The organism is Pleurocapsa sp. PCC 7319 (assembly GCF_000332195.1).
GTDB lineage: Bacteria > Cyanobacteriota > Cyanobacteriia > Cyanobacteriales > Xenococcaceae > Waterburya.
In genome coordinates this window covers 2,889,375-2,907,728 of the sequence record NZ_KB235922.1, presented here as the reverse complement: position 1 = coordinate 2,907,728, position 18,354 = coordinate 2,889,375, and the positions used below count along the sequence as shown (strand labels likewise).

General features: G+C 35.5%; 20 protein-coding genes and 1 pseudogene. 10 read left to right on the top strand and 11 right to left on the bottom strand.

The features are described from left to right. The first annotated feature begins 125 nt into the window (after positions 1 to 125). Both ribD and PLEUR7319_RS43545 read left to right on the top strand, forming a co-directional pair. On the top strand, positions 126 to 1,220 hold the full coding sequence (gene ribD, locus PLEUR7319_RS0117125; protein WP_019506447.1) for a bifunctional diaminohydroxyphosphoribosylaminopyrimidine deaminase/5-amino-6-(5-phosphoribosylamino)uracil reductase RibD: 1,095 nt from the start codon (positions 126 to 128) through the stop codon (positions 1,218 to 1,220). A 341-nt stretch (positions 1,221 to 1,561) separates the two neighbouring features. Then, entirely contained in the window at positions 1,562 to 1,846 is a 285-nt protein-coding gene (locus tag PLEUR7319_RS43545) for a type II toxin-antitoxin system HicB family antitoxin (protein ID WP_071592955.1), read from the top strand. Positions 1,847 to 1,849: 3 nt separating this feature from the next. On the opposite strand, the gene PLEUR7319_RS0117120 is transcribed toward PLEUR7319_RS43545, so the two are convergent. Both PLEUR7319_RS0117120 and PLEUR7319_RS0117115 read right to left on the bottom strand, forming a co-directional pair. Then, complete coding sequence (locus tag PLEUR7319_RS0117120) at positions 1,850 to 2,164, bottom strand: BrnA antitoxin family protein (RefSeq protein WP_019506445.1); 315 nt, start codon at positions 2,162 to 2,164, stop codon at positions 1,850 to 1,852. Beyond that, entirely contained in the window at positions 2,151 to 2,417 is a 267-nt protein-coding gene (locus PLEUR7319_RS0117115; protein WP_019506444.1) for a BrnT family toxin, read from the bottom strand. The genes PLEUR7319_RS0117120 and PLEUR7319_RS0117115 overlap by 14 nt, the downstream gene beginning before the upstream one ends. Positions 2,418 to 2,488: 71 nt before the next feature. Between PLEUR7319_RS0117115 and PLEUR7319_RS40760 the strand changes: the two are divergent. Both PLEUR7319_RS40760 and PLEUR7319_RS38300 read left to right on the top strand, forming a co-directional pair. Continuing rightward, positions 2,489 to 2,674 (top strand): annotated as a pseudogene (locus PLEUR7319_RS40760) (dihydrofolate reductase family protein); the annotation flags it as partial. 429 nt (positions 2,675 to 3,103) lie between these two features. Then, complete coding sequence (locus PLEUR7319_RS38300; RefSeq protein ID WP_019506443.1) at positions 3,104 to 4,849, top strand: PilW family protein; 1,746 nt, start codon at positions 3,104 to 3,106, stop codon at positions 4,847 to 4,849. Between the two features lie 447 nt (positions 4,850 to 5,296). Here PLEUR7319_RS38300 and PLEUR7319_RS43295 read toward each other — a convergent pair whose 3' ends face one another. The 4 genes from PLEUR7319_RS43295 to PLEUR7319_RS0117090 all read right to left on the bottom strand — a co-directional run bounded on the left by PLEUR7319_RS43295 (position 5,297) and on the right by PLEUR7319_RS0117090 (position 8,424). After that, positions 5,297 to 5,812 (bottom strand): Tfp pilus assembly protein FimT/FimU, encoded by a 516-nt coding sequence (locus PLEUR7319_RS43295; protein WP_019506442.1) that lies wholly within the window; start codon positions 5,810 to 5,812, stop codon positions 5,297 to 5,299. Positions 5,813 to 5,842: 30 nt separating this feature from the next. Next, complete coding sequence (locus PLEUR7319_RS38295) at positions 5,843 to 6,391, bottom strand: type II secretion system protein (RefSeq protein WP_019506441.1); 549 nt, start codon at positions 6,389 to 6,391, stop codon at positions 5,843 to 5,845. Next, positions 6,369 to 6,794: a hypothetical protein gene (locus PLEUR7319_RS0117095; RefSeq protein ID WP_144054330.1), complete on the bottom strand. Its 426-nt coding sequence runs from the start codon at positions 6,792 to 6,794 to the stop codon at positions 6,369 to 6,371. Before PLEUR7319_RS0117095 ends, PLEUR7319_RS38295 begins: the two co-directional genes overlap by 23 nt. Before the next feature lie 118 nt (positions 6,795 to 6,912). Then, complete coding sequence (locus PLEUR7319_RS0117090; RefSeq protein WP_019506439.1) at positions 6,913 to 8,424, bottom strand: hypothetical protein; 1,512 nt, start codon at positions 8,422 to 8,424, stop codon at positions 6,913 to 6,915. Between the two features lie 103 nt (positions 8,425 to 8,527). On the opposite strand from PLEUR7319_RS0117090, the gene PLEUR7319_RS0117085 reads away from it, so the two are divergent. The 3 genes from PLEUR7319_RS0117085 to psb35 all read left to right on the top strand — a co-directional run bounded on the left by PLEUR7319_RS0117085 (position 8,528) and on the right by psb35 (position 9,660). Then, entirely contained in the window at positions 8,528 to 8,719 is a 192-nt protein-coding gene (locus PLEUR7319_RS0117085) for a hypothetical protein (protein ID WP_019506438.1), read from the top strand. A gap of 268 nt (positions 8,720 to 8,987) precedes the next feature. Then, complete coding sequence (locus PLEUR7319_RS0117080; RefSeq protein WP_019506437.1) at positions 8,988 to 9,209, top strand: hypothetical protein; 222 nt, start codon at positions 8,988 to 8,990, stop codon at positions 9,207 to 9,209. A 253-nt stretch (positions 9,210 to 9,462) separates the two neighbouring features. After that, entirely contained in the window at positions 9,463 to 9,660 is a 198-nt protein-coding gene (gene psb35, locus PLEUR7319_RS0117075) for a photosystem II assembly protein Psb35 (RefSeq protein WP_019506436.1), read from the top strand. 96 nt (positions 9,661 to 9,756) lie between these two features. Here the strand turns inward: psb35 and PLEUR7319_RS0117070 are convergent, their stop codons facing one another. Continuing rightward, the gene (locus PLEUR7319_RS0117070) at positions 9,757 to 12,225 is read right to left on the bottom strand and encodes an exonuclease domain-containing protein (protein ID WP_158441847.1); all 2,469 of its coding nucleotides are present in this window, start codon (positions 12,223 to 12,225) and stop codon (positions 9,757 to 9,759) included. A 37-nt stretch (positions 12,226 to 12,262) separates the two neighbouring features. Here PLEUR7319_RS0117070 and fghA point away from each other — a divergent pair, with 37 nt between their 5' ends. Beyond that, entirely contained in the window at positions 12,263 to 13,114 is an 852-nt protein-coding gene (gene fghA / locus PLEUR7319_RS0117065) for an S-formylglutathione hydrolase (protein ID WP_019506434.1), read from the top strand. Between the two features lie 157 nt (positions 13,115 to 13,271). Next, the gene (locus PLEUR7319_RS0117060) at positions 13,272 to 13,775 is read left to right on the top strand and encodes a hypothetical protein (protein ID WP_019506433.1); all 504 of its coding nucleotides are present in this window, start codon (positions 13,272 to 13,274) and stop codon (positions 13,773 to 13,775) included. Between the two features lie 38 nt (positions 13,776 to 13,813). Here PLEUR7319_RS0117060 and PLEUR7319_RS0117055 read toward each other — a convergent pair whose 3' ends face one another. The 4 genes from PLEUR7319_RS0117055 to PLEUR7319_RS0117040 form a co-directional block, all read right to left on the bottom strand. After that, entirely contained in the window at positions 13,814 to 14,401 is a 588-nt protein-coding gene (locus tag PLEUR7319_RS0117055; RefSeq protein ID WP_019506432.1) for a PAP/fibrillin family protein, read from the bottom strand. A 157-nt stretch (positions 14,402 to 14,558) separates the two neighbouring features. Beyond that, positions 14,559 to 15,353 carry a hypothetical protein gene (locus PLEUR7319_RS0117050; protein WP_019506431.1) on the bottom strand — a complete coding sequence of 265 codons (795 nt, stop codon included), beginning with the start codon at positions 15,351 to 15,353 and terminating at the stop codon, positions 14,559 to 14,561. Between the two features lie 104 nt (positions 15,354 to 15,457). Further along, positions 15,458 to 16,234 carry an RNA polymerase sigma factor SigF gene (locus PLEUR7319_RS0117045; protein WP_019506430.1) on the bottom strand — a complete coding sequence of 259 codons (777 nt, stop codon included), beginning with the start codon at positions 16,232 to 16,234 and terminating at the stop codon, positions 15,458 to 15,460. Between the two features lie 498 nt (positions 16,235 to 16,732). Next, positions 16,733 to 17,560 carry a photosystem II manganese-stabilizing polypeptide gene (locus PLEUR7319_RS0117040; protein WP_019506429.1) on the bottom strand — a complete coding sequence of 276 codons (828 nt, stop codon included), beginning with the start codon at positions 17,558 to 17,560 and terminating at the stop codon, positions 16,733 to 16,735. 392 nt (positions 17,561 to 17,952) lie between these two features. On the opposite strand from PLEUR7319_RS0117040, the gene PLEUR7319_RS0117035 reads away from it, so the two are divergent. Then, on the top strand, positions 17,953 to 18,318 hold the full coding sequence (locus PLEUR7319_RS0117035) for a hypothetical protein (protein ID WP_019506428.1): 366 nt from the start codon (positions 17,953 to 17,955) through the stop codon (positions 18,316 to 18,318). Positions 18,319 to 18,354 lie beyond the last annotated feature (36 nt).

Sequence of the window (18,354 nt, the reverse complement as noted above, 5' to 3'; positions counted from 1 at the left end):
TGCTGATTTAAAGTGTGAACATCGATAATGATACCGCTCGTAGTTTTAAGCTGTAAGCTATAATCTATAAGCTTTTTGGAAATATTGATTCAGAGTAATGATATCAAGTATTAAGCGAATTAACTATGTATAAAGAACAGAAAGTATCAGAATTTGATGCTCAAATGATGCGAAAGTGTTTGCAGTTAGCACAGGGTGCAGCAGGAAAAACATCCCCCAACCCTTTAGTAGGTTCAGTCATAGTTAAAGATGGCAAAATTATCGGCGAGGGTTTTCATCCAGGAGTAGGTCAACCCCATGCTGAGGTTTTTGCCTTAAGAGATGCGGGAGAACAGGCTCAAGGTGCGACAGTATACGTAAATTTAGAACCTTGTAATCACTATGGGAGAACTCCTCCCTGTTCTGATGCCTTAATCAAAGCTAAGGTAGCCAAAGTAGTCACGGGAATGGTAGATCCCGATCCTCGCGTTTCAGGAGGGGGAATTAAAAAATTACGGGATGCGGGAATAGAAGTGATTGTGAGCATTGAAGAAGCTGCCTGTCGTCAACTCAACGAAGCATTTATCCATCGCATACAGCACCAACAGCCTTTTGGCATTCTTAAATATGCGATGACTTTAGATGGCAAAATTGCTTCTACTACAGGACATAGTGCATGGGTAACAGGAACAGCTGCCCGTCATCTTGTACATCAGGTCAGAAGTACTTGCGACGCAGTAATCATTGGCGGAAATACGGTTCGTAAGGATAACCCCAACTTAACTACTCATGGTGTTTCAGCACATCAACCCCTCAGAGTAATTATGAGTCGTAGCTTGGATTTACCCAGAGAATGCAACCTATGGCAAACAGATATTGCACCCACTACAATCTTTACCGAGTTTGACAGTAATTCCACACTGAAAAAAGAACTGATCAATAAAGGAGTAGTTATTATTACGGTTGCTGCACTCTCTCCCAAAATGGTGATGGAATATCTATATCAACAAGAACTATCTAAAGTTTTGTGGGAATGTGGCGGGACTTTAGCTGCTCAGGCGATCGCTGATGGCTCAATTCAAAAAGTAATAGCTTTTGTTGCCCCCAAGATCATCGGCGGAATAACAGCCCCATCTCCTGTAGGCGATTTAGGCTTAACAGCTATGACTGATGCACTGCAATTAAAACAGATGACAACGCAGGTAATTGATTCCGATATTGTGATTGAAGGATACTTGTAATTTATTCATTTGTCATAAGCTGATTTAATATCAAAAAAGGAATTTCTGGTAAGTGCCGATATAAAACTTTTAGATGATTAATTTATATATTGACCATGAAATACAAAGGACATACAGCTCAAATAGAGATTGATGAAACAGCAGGAATTTTATTTGGAAAGGTATTAGGGATTAAGGACTACCCCTGTTAAGGTGAGCGTTTGTACTAATGAAATATTCTACTATTCAACGAAATAATAGGGTTTTAGCAACTTGATATTCAAAACTTTCCTTGACAACATACGAAAAACTTCAAGATGAAACTTGCATTTTTTAGCGATCGCATCTTGAAACTCCTATAAATTCGAGGTAGTACATTTGCTCACCTTAACAGGGGTAGGATTAAGGACGTAATTACTTTTAAAGGCATTACTGTTGCCGAATTAGAGCAAGAATTTCATAATTCGGTAGATGACTATCTAGAATGGTGTGCTGAATTAGGAGAAGAACCAGACAAACCTTTTTCTGGCAAGTTACCATTTAGGACAACAGTTGAGCGTCATCGTAAAATTTATTTAGCAGCTAAAAAAGCCAATAAGAGTATCAATTCTTGGATGGATGATATCCTCGCAAAAGCTTTAAATTAGAAACTAAGAGTTGCTCGATTCCTGCTCTAGTTTCTGTTGGGTTTTAACATAGCTTTCCAATACTGCATTGATTCTTGATTGATAGCCTTTTTTCCCATTAGCTTGAAAATATTGAAGTACCGAGCTTTTTATTCGCAGAGTAACAGGCTGAGTTAAATCAGGAGTAACAATATGCGCATTTTGCCAAAAGTCATCATCTAATTCTGGAATATCAGAGTAGTCAATATTTTCATCAGAGAGAGCATCTAATTGAGCTTTTTGCTCTTGAGTTAGCTGAGGTTTATTGTTTGGGTCTGGAGTGTAATTAACGGTTGACATAGCGTTTGACTTCTTTTTTATTTGCTTTACGTGCTGAAATAAGGCGAATAATAGAAGAGCGCATAGTAAAAACGATAACGTATACACGCTTATCTATCTGAGCCAAAGTAATGTAGCGAGTTTCTCCATAATTATATCGATTATCAATGATAGTTAATCTGTTTTCATCATCAAATGCTCTAGTCGCGAAAGGAAAACTTACTATATGTTTTGCTTGATTACTTTCTGCTTTTTGCTCGTCCCATTGAAACATAAGTAAATATCAATACAAATTGTAAGTACAATTCTAAAATTATTTTAATTAAAAAAAGTCAATAGAAAGATAGCGCGATCGCTGATGGAGCAATTCAAAAAGTAACGGCATTTGTCGCCCCCAAGATCATCGGCGGAACATCGGCACCATCTCCTGTAGGCAATTTAAGCTTAACCACTATGACCGATGCTCTTCAATTAAAACAGATGACAACTCGTGTAATTGATTCGGATATTTTGATTGAGGGGTATTTATAAACTATGTCTAGTTAGATAATTGGATTTTTAACTATGAGGAATAAGTAAATAGACAAGAATACATATATTTTATTTTACTTTTATTTTTAACTTTATCCACCCTTCAAAGTTGAAGCATTTAAATTTAATTCACTTTATATAATCTACATTTAAATTAGTTAAAAGCTACAGGTAATAGATAATAGCTTTTTTATTAAAAGTATTTTGCCTGGAATTCATCCTGGCTTTATCTAAAAATCAGTGTCTTTACCAATTTACAGTCTTTGATTTTGCTATTTATATTGGGGTGGTAATAGTATAAACGGCGATAGTTATAAGGTATTGAAAAATAATTGTACTAAATACATATCTATTTTCTCCTTTTCAATGGCGATCGTTTAAATACTAACCAAGTATTTTTAGTTTTATATTAAATTAACTTTCCGTAATATGAAAAATAAAGAGTTTCGCAAACTTTTAAAAAAAAATAAATCTAATGCTGGTTTTACTCTAACTGAGCTGCTTGTTGGCTTGGTAATGAGTGTTTTTGTAATTGGTGCATTAGGCTTTGGCTTGATGCAGGTATTAAGATCTAGTCAAACTGAAAGTACTAAAATAGCAGCACGTAACGAAACTTCTCGCGCTTTAGAATTTATATCTGATGAATTAAGACGTGCCCAATCAATTGAAGTTGATATGACTAGTGGCAACATAAGCACCGTAGCTCCTAACTATACTGTGCCAACAGGAGGTACAGTAAGGTTAGCATTGGAAATACCAGGAACATCAGAAAGAGTAATCTATTCAGTTGCACCACCAAAAAGTGGGTCTCCCTGGAAAGGACCTTTAGTAATTTATCGCTGGGGTCCAGAATTAGATGCAAATGGTAACTATAGTACAACTGGTGCAGGACGTGTGGATAATCCCACTGGTTGGACTAACGAAGCATTAGTTGATAAAGTCGATGATACGGATCAAATTCAAGCCTGCGGTGGAAGCAGCACAACTTACCAAGGCTTCTTCGCCTGCGTAGTAGATGATGATGGAGATACAGATGCTGCTGGCAATCCTATAGTTGAAAATGCAACAGATACAGATGGAGATGGAGATATAGATGCTGATGATACTACAGATCTTAATGGAGATGGCAAAATAGACGCTGGAGATGGGGCAGACGTTGACGGAAAATCTATTACAGCTCAACTTTTCTTTGCTGGAGAAGTACTTGATAGTAGCTATTTTGCAGATACCCAAGCCGTAGCCAGAGCCAGAACTGCACCAGACAGTAATTCTGAGGATTTAGACTCTTACACCATGTCTCTCAAGTCACTAAATCCACAGTATGGTCGAGAAATTGGTCCTAATAGACCATGTTGGAAGGTAAGAAATGACTTTGGTGAAGGCATAAATCCTAGCTTTGATCCAAATGAAGCGTCTCCTAATCCAAATGCACTAAGCAATATATTTACCTGGATTCATGAAGAAAATAGACAACCACAGCCTTTAAAAACTGATACTACTAAACCATTTACCATGGTTGCTAGTGCCTTTGCAGCAGAAAATCCTAAAGGATCTAACTTTGGTGATACATGTCTTGCTAGAGGGAATAGATATAAACAAAAACTTGTATCTATTAACAATGATGGATCTAATCCTGTTTATGAGTACGTCGATGCAAATGGCAATGTTGTAACTAACCCCAATGAAGTTACAGCAGATGGGACAGAGGAAATTCATACATACGAACAAAAAGTTTGGCATACAATTGAGTTTCCCCAAACAGGAGATGATGCTACTGAAATAAGTCGCAAGCAAGCAACTTTCAATGGCGAAGCAACTGATAATGCTGATGTAAAAGGAGATGGTACCGTCTATATGTTTAGAAATGATAGTAATGTTCCAGACATTGGAGGCTATGATGTTGACGCAGATGGAAATTATGAACCTGCTGACGGCGATCAACCATCGATAAGAGAATTTTTACAAGACCCTAATGGAGATGGGAATACAAGTGATGCTTATGTTGACAGCAACGGTGACGTTATTTCTTCTAAACTTAAGCCCGATCAACGTATAGTTGCATTTGAAATAGGTCAAGATAATAATCTATTACCTGATGGTACAACAGCAAACCCTGGATTCGATTTGCAAGATAGTATGTTTATAATAACTTCAGATGCCTTTAAATCACCGTAATGACTAATAATGATCAATAGGCCTTTCTATCACTCTTTTTTCAAAACTTGTTTTTAATCTTCTTAAAATCGACTCAATCATTAAATCTTTGAGTCGATTTTAATTTTATGCTTTCTTAATCAATACTAAGACCATTACAGAAAGCGACGGGGAAAGCCCATTTCTTTTAGATGTGGGATGATGAGTCGCCCCATCGCTTGCTAATGGCTAATGGCTAATGGCTAATCGCTAATTGTCCCATTAGCAACGAACCCAAGTTTTGCTAGACTTAACCTGGATTAGGCGACGATGCCCAATTAGCTAATAGCACGAAATTCCACGTCATTTATGCGTGGGATGAGTTAAAAGTTTTACTGCTTCATGTTAATTAATTATATTTATTGATAAAAATCTAGAGATTTTTTTGAATGAAAATTAAATACAAAAAACTTTAGAATATCAAAGGTTTCAATTAGTAGATGGTTTACATTTACTAGCAGAAACAGAACCATTTTTACTCCCAGTATAGTTACCTGTTCTCATAATACCTAAACCCAGAGAAATGACAAAACATTTCTGATGATTAATTAAATTAGAAGATACTACAATAGTACCCATTTTAGTTGTATTTCCTTTATGGGAAAAAGAAATATTAGGAATTGAACCAGAAAGATTGGTTCTGATATCTACATTTTCATCTATCTTTCTGTTATTGAATATGCAATTAGAAGGGTCCGCAGTAATAATATTAGTATTTGGATTAATCTTTATGTCGCAACGTTTACCCTGACGCATTGCCATTCTTTGGGTTTCTCGAATAGCTCCCAAAAGCTGTTCTAATGAAACGTTAACTTTTGTGCGATTGAGTAATCCGAGAAAATTAGGAGATGCGATCGCAGCGACAATGCCAATAATTACAAGAACGGTCATCAATTCTATCAAGGTAAAACCGCGATCGCTCTTTCTTTTGATGTTATTCTGCATTGATAATTAAATACACAATAGAGTTATTTTTTAACTGGCATTGCAGGTAGAAGTCCCACTGTCAAAGTCTCCTGTTAAAATATTTCCTAATAAACCTTCTATTTGCACACATTTTTCGGTCGTAGTCAGAGGGTGAGATATTCTGATTATTCCCTCACTACTGCTATCGGTATTTCCTTTTCCAGAAAAAGTTATTTTGGTAATACCACCTGTATTAACCGATACGTCTACTGGTAAGATTCTTTTGCTTAGTAAACAGCCGTTATAGTAGCCAGCACTAACTGTCTCTCCAGTATCAGTACTTTCAACAACGTTAATTGTTTGTCTGGATTTGCCATCAATGGTTTCAGTAACAAATTTAATTTTGCAAATTTTTCCTCTGCGTATTGCTTGTCTTTGAGTCTCTTTTATTGCACCTTCAACTTGAGCTAAACCATCTTTAACACGAGCTTGATTGAGCATACCAAGTAAATTTGGAGCAGCAACACTAGCTATAACACCAACAATAATTACTGTTGTAATCATTTCAACAAGAGTAAAACCCTTATTGATCTTCTTACGGACATTGTAAAGCAACATCAGGTATTACCTCCACATAACGCTCTGCAATAACATCACCAGTGGGATTATCTGAGCTATCTAATTCTTGTACTTGATAATTAATTTTTAAAGTTCGATAGGGAGCGGTATTACTCCCATTACTTATATGATTGCGTGCCAATCTCAAAGTTTTTCCTACATTAGTTCCATCAGCCTTTTGGATAAGTTGAGCTGTTGGTAATGCTAGAGCATTAAGGTCATCCCATAAGTCTTTTGCATAGCCATTAGCATAAGCAGCAGGATTACACATATTATCGTGATCTTCGGCAATATTGCTAGCAAGAGTACTAACTTGTTCCAAATCTTCTTGGATTAGCTGATTAGCTCTTTGTTTCTCTTGGGCTTGAACTTTCATACCCATTGCTAACACAAAAGATTGCATAGCAACACTCACAAAAGCTAGTGCAATAATTATTGAGATCAAAATTTCTAAGGTTGTAAAACCCTGATTTAAAGATTTTCTATGTTTCAATTTAAATAAATACATCAAATACATTAGCTTATTCCACCTCCTCTCTTTCCCAATTAGTAGGACTGCTGGTTATTGGTCTAGGGGTTCTATTGGCAATAGTTGTATAAAATTTATATGAGGGTTCAGAACCAGTTGTAGTATCTGTTTGATCCCCCTCTATATTTACTTCTGCGCTTCCAGTAATATTAAAATTGTTTACCCAAACAGCACCGTTAATATTTACTCTTCCATTTCCTGCAATGTTCATAGTTGAGTTTGGAGCATGAATAAAGGCTTCGATGTTCGTTTCGTCACCTGAACTACCAGAGTCAATTGTAATTTGAGTGCTAGTATTACCATAAATTTCTAAATTATGAGAAGAAACATTGGAAGTAGCTTTATTAAAGTTGCCTAAATTAACTGTTCCGCCAGTATTTGAAATCGTTATATTATTTCTAACGTATAAAGTTACTTTAGCCGTGCCGTCGGTTAAAAGATCGTTATCATTGATAGTTAAAGTACTAATATCATATAAGAAGCGTCCTTGGTCATCACTAGAGGTTTTATTGTCTGGAGGAGATTGAGGTCTTGGCAATAAGACTTCACCACCTACTGTACTTATAGAACCAATTCCATTATTTGAACCATTTTTATTTGTATTGGGTATTGCAGGTATTGGGGGTGTAGCAGTAGACACTCCAGCAGGATCATCAATAATAGATGGAATGCTGCGAGGATCTCTAATCACATTGTTGCCATCAATATCAGCAGGCTTTGCACAATTGCTTCCAGCACCCGAAAAAACTATATTTTGTTCTGAATCGACAATATTTAAAGTTCCTGAATTATTTATCGCACCACTTCCTACCCAAAGTACAGGAGCAAAATTTTCCAAGTCATTAATACGTAAAGGAATTTCAACCTCAATTTGCGCTTCGCTATCATCTCTACTTCGACCTTGGATAGTTAAAATTCCTCTAGGATTGTAACCATTTGGACTGGTTACAGGATCATAAGCCGTATCATTATAGGTGAACGAATCAGTAGTATTAGCCAGATCATCATTAGGAACAAACTGACCATTATCGTTATCTGCTCGATTGCCATCATTGTCGTATACGTAGCTAACTAATTTATATTCACCAATAGTTTCATCCCCAGCTGTACCATCGATATTCTCATTTATTTCCCACCACTTAGTAGTATCGTTCGGAGCAGCAGCAGTACCACCATCTTCCCAACCTGTGGGAGTAGTCGCAATATTATCGCAAGTTTGCCCAGTTACATTAGCATTGGTAGTCCACTGATCGTGATTGTAGACAGTTAATATACGATTTTGATTGAGCAGTTCCCGATACTTAGTAACACCAACTTCTGCAACAGCCAAAGCATCAGAAGAACTGTTGAGCGAAATAGCATTGAGATTTTCTTCATTGGATTTGACAATATTTACCGTACCCAAAAGAACCATCACTAAACCCAAAGCAATTACCATCGGGAGAGTAAACCCTTCATCCCTGGTGCGACGTTGTAAAATAATTTTTAATAAAAAAAGTTTCATTTAAAGCTAAAACGTAAACAAAATATTGATTCAAGGCATAAAAATAAAAATTGCCTCACCTAAGTATTTTTGAGAGTACCCAGAAATACCTAATTAGCTATCAATGAAAACAAAAAAAACTACTTGGTGCGATCACTATGGTGAGCATCTATGGCACGACAATTGTTTATGTTTTGGTGTGATTGGTTATGGTTTAGCAGAAAGCGGAAGAAAAGAGATTTTTACTTTAATAATCACATCCCAAGTAATATTGATCGGTAGCGCGATCGGTGTTTACTTTGGCAAAAATTATTAGCTCGAGCAACAAGATGAGCGATCGCCAGAATATGCTCATAATAGACTTTTAGTCGTTCTGGCTTCAGAGACAGATTATTCCTAAATTATAGGTATTTAAGCACAAGTGATGAGTTGACAAAAATACTAGAAGTTATAATATCTTAATACTAGGGCTAATAAATGTTTTTCTCTGTCTCAAGCAGTCGCACTAGTTTAGATAGAAGCGAAAAACAAATATTTGAATCAAAAATAGTGTCTTAAATTTCATAATATTAAGGGGAAATCAAATGCTTGCGCTTTCATTAGCAACATTGCTGGTTGCGGCGATCGCACTGTACATCAGTTCTAAATTAAAAGATGAAGTATTTAAAACGGCAACTCGTTTTACATCCGTAACATTTTCCCTTGTCACTCTGTTCTGCGCGCCTTGGATCCTGAAATTTGCTTTGGTTGGTGTTTCACTGGCGATCGCTAGCTTAAATTCCTGGTCTACTGAAAATTTTAATTAGAAAGCAAATATTTTACTGGCAAATTTTGAGCTGTCATTCTACCAGTTTACTAACTGAGAATATATTTAATCAGACTTCGTTGCCAATAGTTGTAGCAACATAGACTTACATTGGGACATTCATTACTCATTACTCATTATTCATTACTTACGAGCAATCAAATAAATTTGTCCTAATACAATTTTGTACGGCCATAGCAGTGGTATCTGGTAATATTAAGAATTATTAACTATAAAATTACTTGTTTTTAGATATGAATTTGTTGTTCGCAGTAGCAGGTGAATTTCCTACTTATTTTGTCGCCGTATATGTAATTGGTTTTATCGCAGCCGTATCTATAGGATCAATTGCTTGGTATAACTCCAAACGTCCTGCGGGTTGGGAAAATGCAGAGCGTCCTGATATTGTCCCTAAAGTAGATGCAGAGCAAGATTCAAAAGGCGATAGTTAGACTAAAGTATCGTTCTTAATTGTTGAGGTATGCTTTTTAGATTAAGTCATACCTCAGAAACTGATAGAAATTAAGATTGGCATAATTGCAGTAAATCTAAAATAATTCTTTTATGAGCCAGTATTCCCGAAAATAATCGGCAACTATCTGTAGTGAAGATTCTAGCTCAGTGTCAATATCTATTTCTAAATCTTGGTTATAGATAGCACTGATAAATTTATAGATTAATTCAAATGTTATCCGATTGTTGCGCTCAATTGGCTTATAGTATCCATTTTTAGTATTATTGAGTTTAATTATTTCCTTACTGCCCACTGTTCCATTTTTGATGGGATCACTTCTCTCATCACGCCAAAGTAAGAATTTGATTTGGTCTTTAGTAGCGACAATTTCATTATAATTTTGAATCCGAGAAGTAAACTTACTACCTTTACAAGCACTGAGAAAGCCAATACAAAGGTTTTTATTAGTGATAACTATATGAGCAGGTAAAACTCGCTTACTAGGCAAAATATCCAACTCTAGATTAATGATTTTCTGAAAAGCTAGAACGATATCTTTGAGTTTTCCAGCATCTTTCTCATCGAGTAAAATTTCCGCTTCACTATATTCTTGTTCGAGAAGTCTTTGCTGAATTCCCAGATAATCAATAATTTTAGCATCCAGAGATTTTGGAACTAACTTAGAATCTGAGCTAACTGGTTCTGATGGTATAGCGGAAGCTGAATTGTGATTGTTTATTGCCAAAGAACTTTCTTCATTATCTTCATCTGAGTTGTCAACAAAAGTATTAAAAGCTTGAGCAATATTTTTAAGTAACTGCTCCAATCGATTTTGTTGAGATTCTAGTTTGCTTAATCTCGATAAAATTTCTGCTTGTGACTCATTCTCTCCTAAGTTGGCAATAGCTTTAAGTTTGCGATTTGGAAGAGGAATATTTTTATATTTATAACGAAAATATTCAGCAGCATTATTTAAGACTGCACGTATTGAAGGTTTATTGCTAATAATTTGCTCTATCTCTTGTGGTGTAAATAAATTTGCCAAATCTATTTTGGTCTCCTGAGCTTTTAGTTGCAGAATATCTTGGATATCTTTGGTTGATGGGGACTCCAAAATCACTTGATATTGAGCAATGCGATCGATAATGGAACCATCAAATGTTTGCTGTAGCTGTCGCCAACGATCGGCAAATAAATTAAAGATAATTAGGCTATGAGGTACTCTGGTGAAAATTTCTTTTACTGCTTCTCCAAAGTTAAGCAAGATATTACGATTGTGTTCTAAACCTAGCATTTCAAGCTGGTCAAAGACTATGATCAACGGTTCATTGAGCAAAGAAAGCTTGCCTAAAACTGCGATCGCTTCTAAAGAAAAATCTTCTTTACTAATCTCATCGTTCCAATTGCTTAAGCCAATTTTAGTTAATTCTTCTGCTTCTAATTCATCAGCAGCCAACCATTTCTTGACTAATTGTTTATAGTTGGGATCGGAGTAGCGACAAAATTTAACAATTCCTCGAATAATTTCTGGCGCATAACCTGCCGCACCATATTTATTGAGCCACCATTCATTGGTTATTCTTTCAATCGAATCCCAGCTATTCCTTCTAGACTGGGTTCCTGCTCCTCCTAATATTTCATATAGTTTAAGAGGATTATTTTGAATACTATCTAAAATAGCTTTGATTTTTTGAGTCTGATTATGACTAGATTGAATAATACCCACAAAAGTATTGGCCAAAAAATACTCTAACTGGGTAAATTTTGTTTCTGGTATCTGTTTATTTAATGATTCTAAAATGCAGCTGTAGGTATGGTACTTAATTGTAGTTGCATCATTAGGACAGGGAATAAACAACAGGCGATTAAGCTCTAACCTTTGTTTGGCTAAACGCATGATTAGATGAGTTTTCCCAGTTCCAGGTTCGCCAATGACTACTGCACCTTTACTTTGATGATTTTGATCGTATTTAATATCATCAATTACCGATTCTAAAATTGTATATTGAGAATGATAAATATTAGTATTGTCAGGATGACTTTGAAATGGATTATCAACCCGACTACTACCAAAGGGATTAATTGTTATAGAAGTTTGAGTCATATGCTGGTGAATGGCTAAGTATAGTTGGTAAGTAAATTGAGCATCATATCTGGCTGTATGAGCTTGTCGAGTATCAAAATACTGACGATCTACTTTTAAATTTAGCTTTTTGGCTAAATACTCTAAGGAGTATGAATAATAACTGGGAAAAGATTGTTGAGCTAATTGCAATGTACACTTTACCTGAGGAAAATTTTTTCCAGGTAAATTAGCTTTTTGGAAACTTTTTTTTAAAACTTGAAGATCATGCTTGGCATTATGAAATATCAGCAGTTTATGCTCAGTAATTTCTAAAAAATCTAAAAGTATATTTTTCAGAGGCTTGTTCTGGATGATGGGCTGTATATAATCAGAATATTCCTGATTTAAAGCCTCATATATTAATTTGCCGTCACTACCAATAATGGCAATTTCTCTCAAGTCTCTTGTTCCTTCTGTATCAATAACTACAAAATCCAATGGCTCAATTACATGCAAGTAATAGCATTTTATAACTATGTCTCATTCTCTAAGTCTCAAGTCCGAATCTCGCTGCTTTGATGGCACTGTTGCTTACTACGCTCATCATTCATCTAGTTGTGACAGTAAGATGAATTTTGCGGTTTATCTCCCTCCCCAAGTCAACGTGCAACCAGTGCCAATTCTTTACTATCTTTCTGGATTAACCTGCACTGAAGAAAACTTTATTACGAAAGCAGGGGCACAACGTTATGCTGCTGAAATGGGGATTATGTTAGTTGCCCCCGATACAAGCCCTCGTAATACAGGAATACCAGGAGAAGACGATACTTGGGATTTGGGCAGCGGAGCGAGTTTTTATGTAGATGCTACGGTTGAACCTTGGCAGAAGCACTATCAAATGTATAGTTACGTTACTCAAGAATTGCCTCAGTTAATTGCTGCTAATTTTCCAGTCAAACCGGAAAAACAAAGTATTTTTGGACATTCAATGGGAGGACATGGGGCATTAATTTGTGCTTTAAATAATCCTCAACAATATTTATCGGTATCTGCTTTTGCCCCCATAGCATCACCCATGAATTGTCCTTGGGGAGATAACCTTTTTACCGCATATTTGGGTCGGGACAAAGATCAGTGGGCAAAATATGATGCCACAGAACTAATCAAGCAAACTCAGTTAGACTCGACAATTCTGATCGATCAAGGCACAGCCGATGAATTTTACCAACAAAAGCAATTGTTACCGGAAAACTTTCAAGCAGCTTGCCAACAAGTAGGACAAAAGTTAAATTTACGCTGGCAGACGGGGTACGATCACAGCTACTTCATGATTAGTAGTTTTATAAAGGATCATATTCAGCATCATGCTCAATATTTAAACAAATAAATAGATGGGCTGATGAAATAAGTTAAATTAAATTTAAAAATTAGTACTTAAAAATCAGGCTAATTTCTTGATGAAAACTTTACCTAATTTAATTAATCATCAGTTAGTCTAGAACTAATTAATATACCTCCTTAATTAATTTTATTTGGGTGCTTTTATGTCTCAATTCATTACTTTTAAGCCTATAGGAGAAACCTTACAAGAGGCTGGATTAATAACTAGTCCCCAGTTGGATGTAGCCCTAAGAGATCAAATATATTATGAAGATATGCGCTTAGGAGAGATACTGGCTTTAAGAGGCTGGGTCAAACAAGATACTGCTGATTTCTTTGTTCAAGAATGGTTTAAGCTAGTCAATAAGCGCATCGAACATCCTATAGGTTTCTATCTACGAAAAGCGGGATTATTAAGCGAACAAGATATAAAAGTAATTCTTTTAGAACAACATAAAAGTTCTCTTCGTTTCGGAGATGTAGCGGTTAAACAAGGTTTAGTCAAGCAAGATACAATTAATTTCTTTCTACAAAATTTATTTCCTTCTCAACTCAAAGGCACTCGTGAGTACATCAAAATAAGACAACAAATGAAAAAAGAAAAGATTACCAATGATGATATTACTTATTGGGTCACATTAAGCTCAAAACATGTAACAAGCTTTTAGCTTTTTAGTTTTAAACCATAAGTTAAGATCTAATTCAATTAAGTTTCTTTGGTCAATACAAAGACATTTCCTTCATTGCCTCGACCAATTCGCATATCATGATCCAAGTAAGTAGTATCTAACCAGCCTTTTTGTTCTCCGCGATCAATTTTAAAATCTAACGGCAAAAACTTTTTGCCGGATTCTATTTGTTGGATTAATTTTCCTGGAGTTTTGTAACTTAATAGTCGCTGTAAACCGATAATAGAACGTTCAAACACTACGTTTACGCGAGATTCTGAAATCGGCTCAAAGCTTGCCGCAACGCTTACTAACCCCTCTAGCATTGGCAAGCCAACAATTTCAGCGATGTTATACACTTTAGCTTCTGATACTCGAATACATTGATATATTTGTCCCAACTTTAATAAGGGAAAACGGTCTAAACCCAGAATAGATTTGCTGGTGGTATATAGTAAGCGCCAATCACCATTTAATAAATCTTTTGATTCTAAGGGTTTAGGAGTAGGATTTGAGTCCTCTAACTGTTGAATTGCCGAGAGAACTCGAACATTATCAATTTCATTAGCCAGCAACCCACGATTTTTTCCAGCGATCGCTTCTAATAATTCTGCTTTATTACTCATAAATTTTTCTTAGCTCAAATCAATAACCCTAAACCTATTATTATTTTATAGACTTCTTCTACTTTATGAAGGGTCATCAAATTGAAAAAGCGATCGGAGAAATTTAAATTCTGCGATCGCTGATGATAGTGTATTTGAATCTTGTTGAACCTCAGTTCTAATTCAACGAAATATTCGCTAACCAAGGTTTATCTTGGGAATTTTCACTGGGTAAGGAACTAATATCAGTGTCATTTGAATCACCAGGAGTTTCACCAACTTCTTTAGAAACCTCAATTCCTGATTGCTCTAAAGTAACTACTGGAGTAGGAAAATGGTTCCAATCAATGTCTTTAACTAATACTTGACCGTTGGATAGGTATTGTCCCACCTCAACATAACGACTGGTGCTTTCTTCTGGTGCCTGTACAATAAGTTTTACTCGATCATTAGCTTTGTACAATCCAGAGATAATAACATTTTGAGCTAATGTAGGCTCAAATTCTGGCTCAGGAGGGTCAACAGACTTAGATTCGTTCTGGCTATCTATACCTTGACTTGGCTGACTTGGTTCGGCTCGTGGGGTACTATTTTGACTAGATCTATTTTCAGTTGAACGATTAACTTCTTCAACTTCTTCTTGCTCAATTTCAATGCGTGGAGTCAAGTTAACAATGGAAAAAGGATCTTGTCTGCCGCGAGCTATACTTCTGACTCTGACTTCAGGATTAGTTGCAGGAATCAAACCGGCAATTGCTTGAGCTGGTTCCGTTTCGTCTTCTAAATCAGCAAATTCTTCTTCAATTACATCAGTTTTCTGGTTTTGATTTTGGACAGCATTATTTACTGGAATAGGTTTGGCAGCATTTTCCTCTAATTCTTTTCGGGCATCAGAAAAGTCCGTAAAGAAGGAGCAACTTTCGGTTAGCAAAGCCACAGATCCTGCTAATAGCAATAATACAGTTTTATTCATAATAATTACTCAAGGTTCGATTAAGAATACCTCGTTAAATATGTAACCTAGCAATTCAGACTCCAACATAACAGTTGATTGAAATATCAGCCAGAGATGAGAAACTAAGAATTTTCTTGAGCCATTGATTTCTTAAGTAAATTCAAACCTTTCTTAAGTTGACGAGAGACAGTTACTACGCTAATACCTAACATTTTTGCTGTTTCCTTTTGAGTTAAATCGTGTAAAAAGACAAACTCTAAGACATTTCTCGTACGTTCTTCTAGTTCGGATAACGCTTGTTGTAAACGCACTCGATCTTCATAAACTAATTGAAAGCTACGATGTTTAGGATCGGCAACCAAATCGCACAAGCTAGTTTGATTCTCGTTATCATTATTGACTGAAATATCTAAGCTTAAAGGCTTACGATTTTGATAAGCTAGTTTAATATCTTGCCATTCCTTAATAGATACTTCTAGGTATTGAGCAATTTCTGAATTTGTTGGTTGCCGATTAAATTTTTCTCGGAAATTATGAATGAAAGTAATTGATTGTTGTCTTAATTCTAGCCAACGGCGAGGAATTCTTAGAGTACAACTTTTATCTCTTAAATAGTGTTGAATTTCTCCTCTAATATAGGGAATTGCGAAAGAGCTAAAAGCGTTACCTTTTTCGACATCAAAACGCTCTATCGCTCTAATTAATCCTATTGAACCAACTTGTAATAGATCTTCATAACTTTCATTACATTGATTCATCCAATGATAAGCCTCTTTCTTAACTAAACCAATGTTAATCTCCATAATCTGATTACGAACACTAGTTGTTTGATTTCTTTGATATTGCTGAAATAAGTGAAGGCTATCTAGTTTAATACTTTGATTAATACAAGCTGTCATTGATTTTTCCTGTATAGAGAGCAATATATGTTTTAAAAGCTAATAATTTACTCAAATAAAATGAATCTTTTGCAGATACATTTTCAGCTTATTCTTGACTCCCTATTAGAAACAACAGCATTTACACTATTCTTCTTTTATTAAGTTTTAATCAAGACCAGAATTACACTTAATGTTTTATTGAGGTTGTATGAAAATGCTTGTAGATTAGGTGTTCCCACCAATGATTTTAGTAATAATAGTTAACATTTAAATAAACATACCTAATTAGATTAAAATAAATTTGCTCAAAAAAATAGATTATTTTAGGCTAATTAGATTTAAATCAAATGCATTAAACATTTAATTAATAAAGTTATTTGGGTAGCTTATTTTGAACCGGCAAAATCATTTTTAGAATAAAAAAAGAGGCATATTGCCTCTTTTTTTATTAGCTTTTACTAAAAATTAAAAAGTAAATAAAATAGCTAAATTATGGATTGGTTATCATGCTACGCATTAAGCATTAGAATCAACTCTGCCATAAAAAATGCCACGTACTTTTACTTCTTCTGGCTCTTCTGCGCCTAAGTCAGTAGCAGAAGGTTGTTCGCTTTCAAATACACCAGCAATTTCCCCTGTTTCACTATCAATTTTGGTGACATTGAGAGACATTCTACCTTTGCGGGAAACAAATTCTTTGACGTTAGCTTTAGAAAACTCAGGATCATCTGCACGTCCAGGCAAAGCTACAGCGTTATCGTAACCACTAGCAAGACTACGTCCTTTAGGATCTAAGAAAACCTGTCCACGATAAGAGGGAACTTTGAATTCTCCTTCAAAATCAGTTGAAGTGTTGATAGAGTCGGCACTGGCTACAGTAGTACCAACAAATTGCTTCATTGTAAACAAGAAAGGAACTTCTTTACCACCAGGCAATAAAACTGTGGCTGGCTGGAAGTCAATTCCATCAAGTTCAGTGAAAGTCAGTGTACCATCAGCATTGGGTTCAACCGTGCCTTGAATTTGATCGAGACTAGAAGTATATCTTGTCAACAATTTGCCTTGAATATACTCAGCTTTCTGGCGTTTACTAACTGGTTCTTCTTTAACAAAATATTCCCTTGGTTCTAGGCACAAATCGCGAATGGTATATGATTCTCCGGCCTTAATTGGAATAGTACCTCGACTACTGTCAGGTAATTCTAAACAAGTATTTGCTATTCCAGTATTTAGAATATCGTCGTAAGTTAATTCACTTCTGCTTACATTACTAGTATCACTACAGGCTGTTAACACCCCTAAGCACAATGCCAGAAAGCCAGCAATAATTGTACGGTATCTCATAGTCAACTTCATTTTGTCAATTTTAGATTTAACATCGAGCGCGAAAGATGTCGAAAATAGGCTCTTCTTAAGAATTTAGCCATTTTTATAGATGCTTTCTACTCTACCAAATAAGGACTACTAATAATTCGAGTATTGCCGATTTTGACGATTAAAGTTTTTGATTATAATCTATTAGCTTTTAGCTATTAGCTTTTAGCTATTAGCTTTTAGCTACTTTTAAGCGACAAAAAAGTACCTCAGAATTTTGTCTGGTATTTTCTAAATCTATAAACACTAGTCGTAAAAAGCATATAATCACGGAGACTGATGGTTAGAATAACAAGGCGGTTTATAAACCGAGTAAATTCTTTATAAATTTAGACAAGGTTCATTTTTACTGTATTTGGCACATGACTCAAGATCAAGACATGAATTTTACTGGTTCAGATAGCGTTTTGGAAAACACCGCCCAAGATATTTGTGCCTTAGCAGAGAAACATCAGAACGATAGTCTATTTCTATTGTCTTTGTTACGTGATTTAGAAAAAATTCATCGTGAAATCCGAGTAAATTTTTTTGAAGCAGCTTTACCGCAAACCCGCAACGATTTATATCAATTTGTCAAAGATATAGAAGAGAAAGGTGGCTGGCCTTATATTGAGAGAATGAGGCTCAAAGATTTATTGCAGCGAATGGAACTTGAAGAACTCAAAGCGGGTTCCACCCTGAAAAAGTCAAATACCTTAGACCAGGAAAATAAATCTGAAGAAGTTTGAGTAATAAACATACTAACTGTAATCTATGTCAGGTTT

What these genes read in the sequence shown, in the direction of transcription:
- psb35 (WP_019506436.1), top strand. Translation starts at nt 9,463, where the DNA reads ATGAATTTGTTGTTCGCAGTAGCAGGTGAATTTCCTACTTATTTTGTC.
- PLEUR7319_RS0117040 (WP_019506429.1), bottom strand. Translation starts at nt 17,560, where the DNA reads ATGAGATACCGTACAATTATTGCTGGCTTTCTGGCATTGTGCTTAGGG.
- PLEUR7319_RS0117035 (WP_019506428.1), top strand. Translation starts at nt 17,953, where the DNA reads ATGACTCAAGATCAAGACATGAATTTTACTGGTTCAGATAGCGTTTTG.
- PLEUR7319_RS0117080 (WP_019506437.1), top strand. Translation starts at nt 8,988, where the DNA reads ATGCTTGCGCTTTCATTAGCAACATTGCTGGTTGCGGCGATCGCACTG.
- PLEUR7319_RS43295 (WP_019506442.1), bottom strand. Translation starts at nt 5,812, where the DNA reads ATGCAGAATAACATCAAAAGAAAGAGCGATCGCGGTTTTACCTTGATA.
- PLEUR7319_RS0117045 (WP_019506430.1), bottom strand. Translation starts at nt 16,234, where the DNA reads ATGACAGCTTGTATTAATCAAAGTATTAAACTAGATAGCCTTCACTTA.
- PLEUR7319_RS0117090 (WP_019506439.1), bottom strand. Translation starts at nt 8,424, where the DNA reads ATGAAACTTTTTTTATTAAAAATTATTTTACAACGTCGCACCAGGGAT.
- ribD (WP_019506447.1), top strand. Translation starts at nt 126, where the DNA reads ATGTATAAAGAACAGAAAGTATCAGAATTTGATGCTCAAATGATGCGA.
- PLEUR7319_RS38295 (WP_019506441.1), bottom strand. Translation starts at nt 6,391, where the DNA reads ATGTTGCTTTACAATGTCCGTAAGAAGATCAATAAGGGTTTTACTCTT.
- PLEUR7319_RS0117120 (WP_019506445.1), bottom strand. Translation starts at nt 2,164, where the DNA reads ATGTCAACCGTTAATTACACTCCAGACCCAAACAATAAACCTCAGCTA.
- PLEUR7319_RS38300 (WP_019506443.1), top strand. Translation starts at nt 3,104, where the DNA reads ATGAAAAATAAAGAGTTTCGCAAACTTTTAAAAAAAAATAAATCTAAT.
- PLEUR7319_RS0117050 (WP_019506431.1), bottom strand. Translation starts at nt 15,353, where the DNA reads ATGAATAAAACTGTATTATTGCTATTAGCAGGATCTGTGGCTTTGCTA.
- PLEUR7319_RS0117115 (WP_019506444.1), bottom strand. Translation starts at nt 2,417, where the DNA reads ATGTTTCAATGGGACGAGCAAAAAGCAGAAAGTAATCAAGCAAAACAT.
- PLEUR7319_RS0117085 (WP_019506438.1), top strand. Translation starts at nt 8,528, where the DNA reads ATGAAAACAAAAAAAACTACTTGGTGCGATCACTATGGTGAGCATCTA.
- PLEUR7319_RS0117055 (WP_019506432.1), bottom strand. Translation starts at nt 14,401, where the DNA reads ATGAGTAATAAAGCAGAATTATTAGAAGCGATCGCTGGAAAAAATCGT.
- fghA (WP_019506434.1), top strand. Translation starts at nt 12,263, where the DNA reads ATGTCTCATTCTCTAAGTCTCAAGTCCGAATCTCGCTGCTTTGATGGC.
- PLEUR7319_RS0117060 (WP_019506433.1), top strand. Translation starts at nt 13,272, where the DNA reads ATGTCTCAATTCATTACTTTTAAGCCTATAGGAGAAACCTTACAAGAG.
- PLEUR7319_RS0117095 (WP_144054330.1), bottom strand. Translation starts at nt 6,794, where the DNA reads ATGCAATCTTTTGTGTTAGCAATGGGTATGAAAGTTCAAGCCCAAGAG.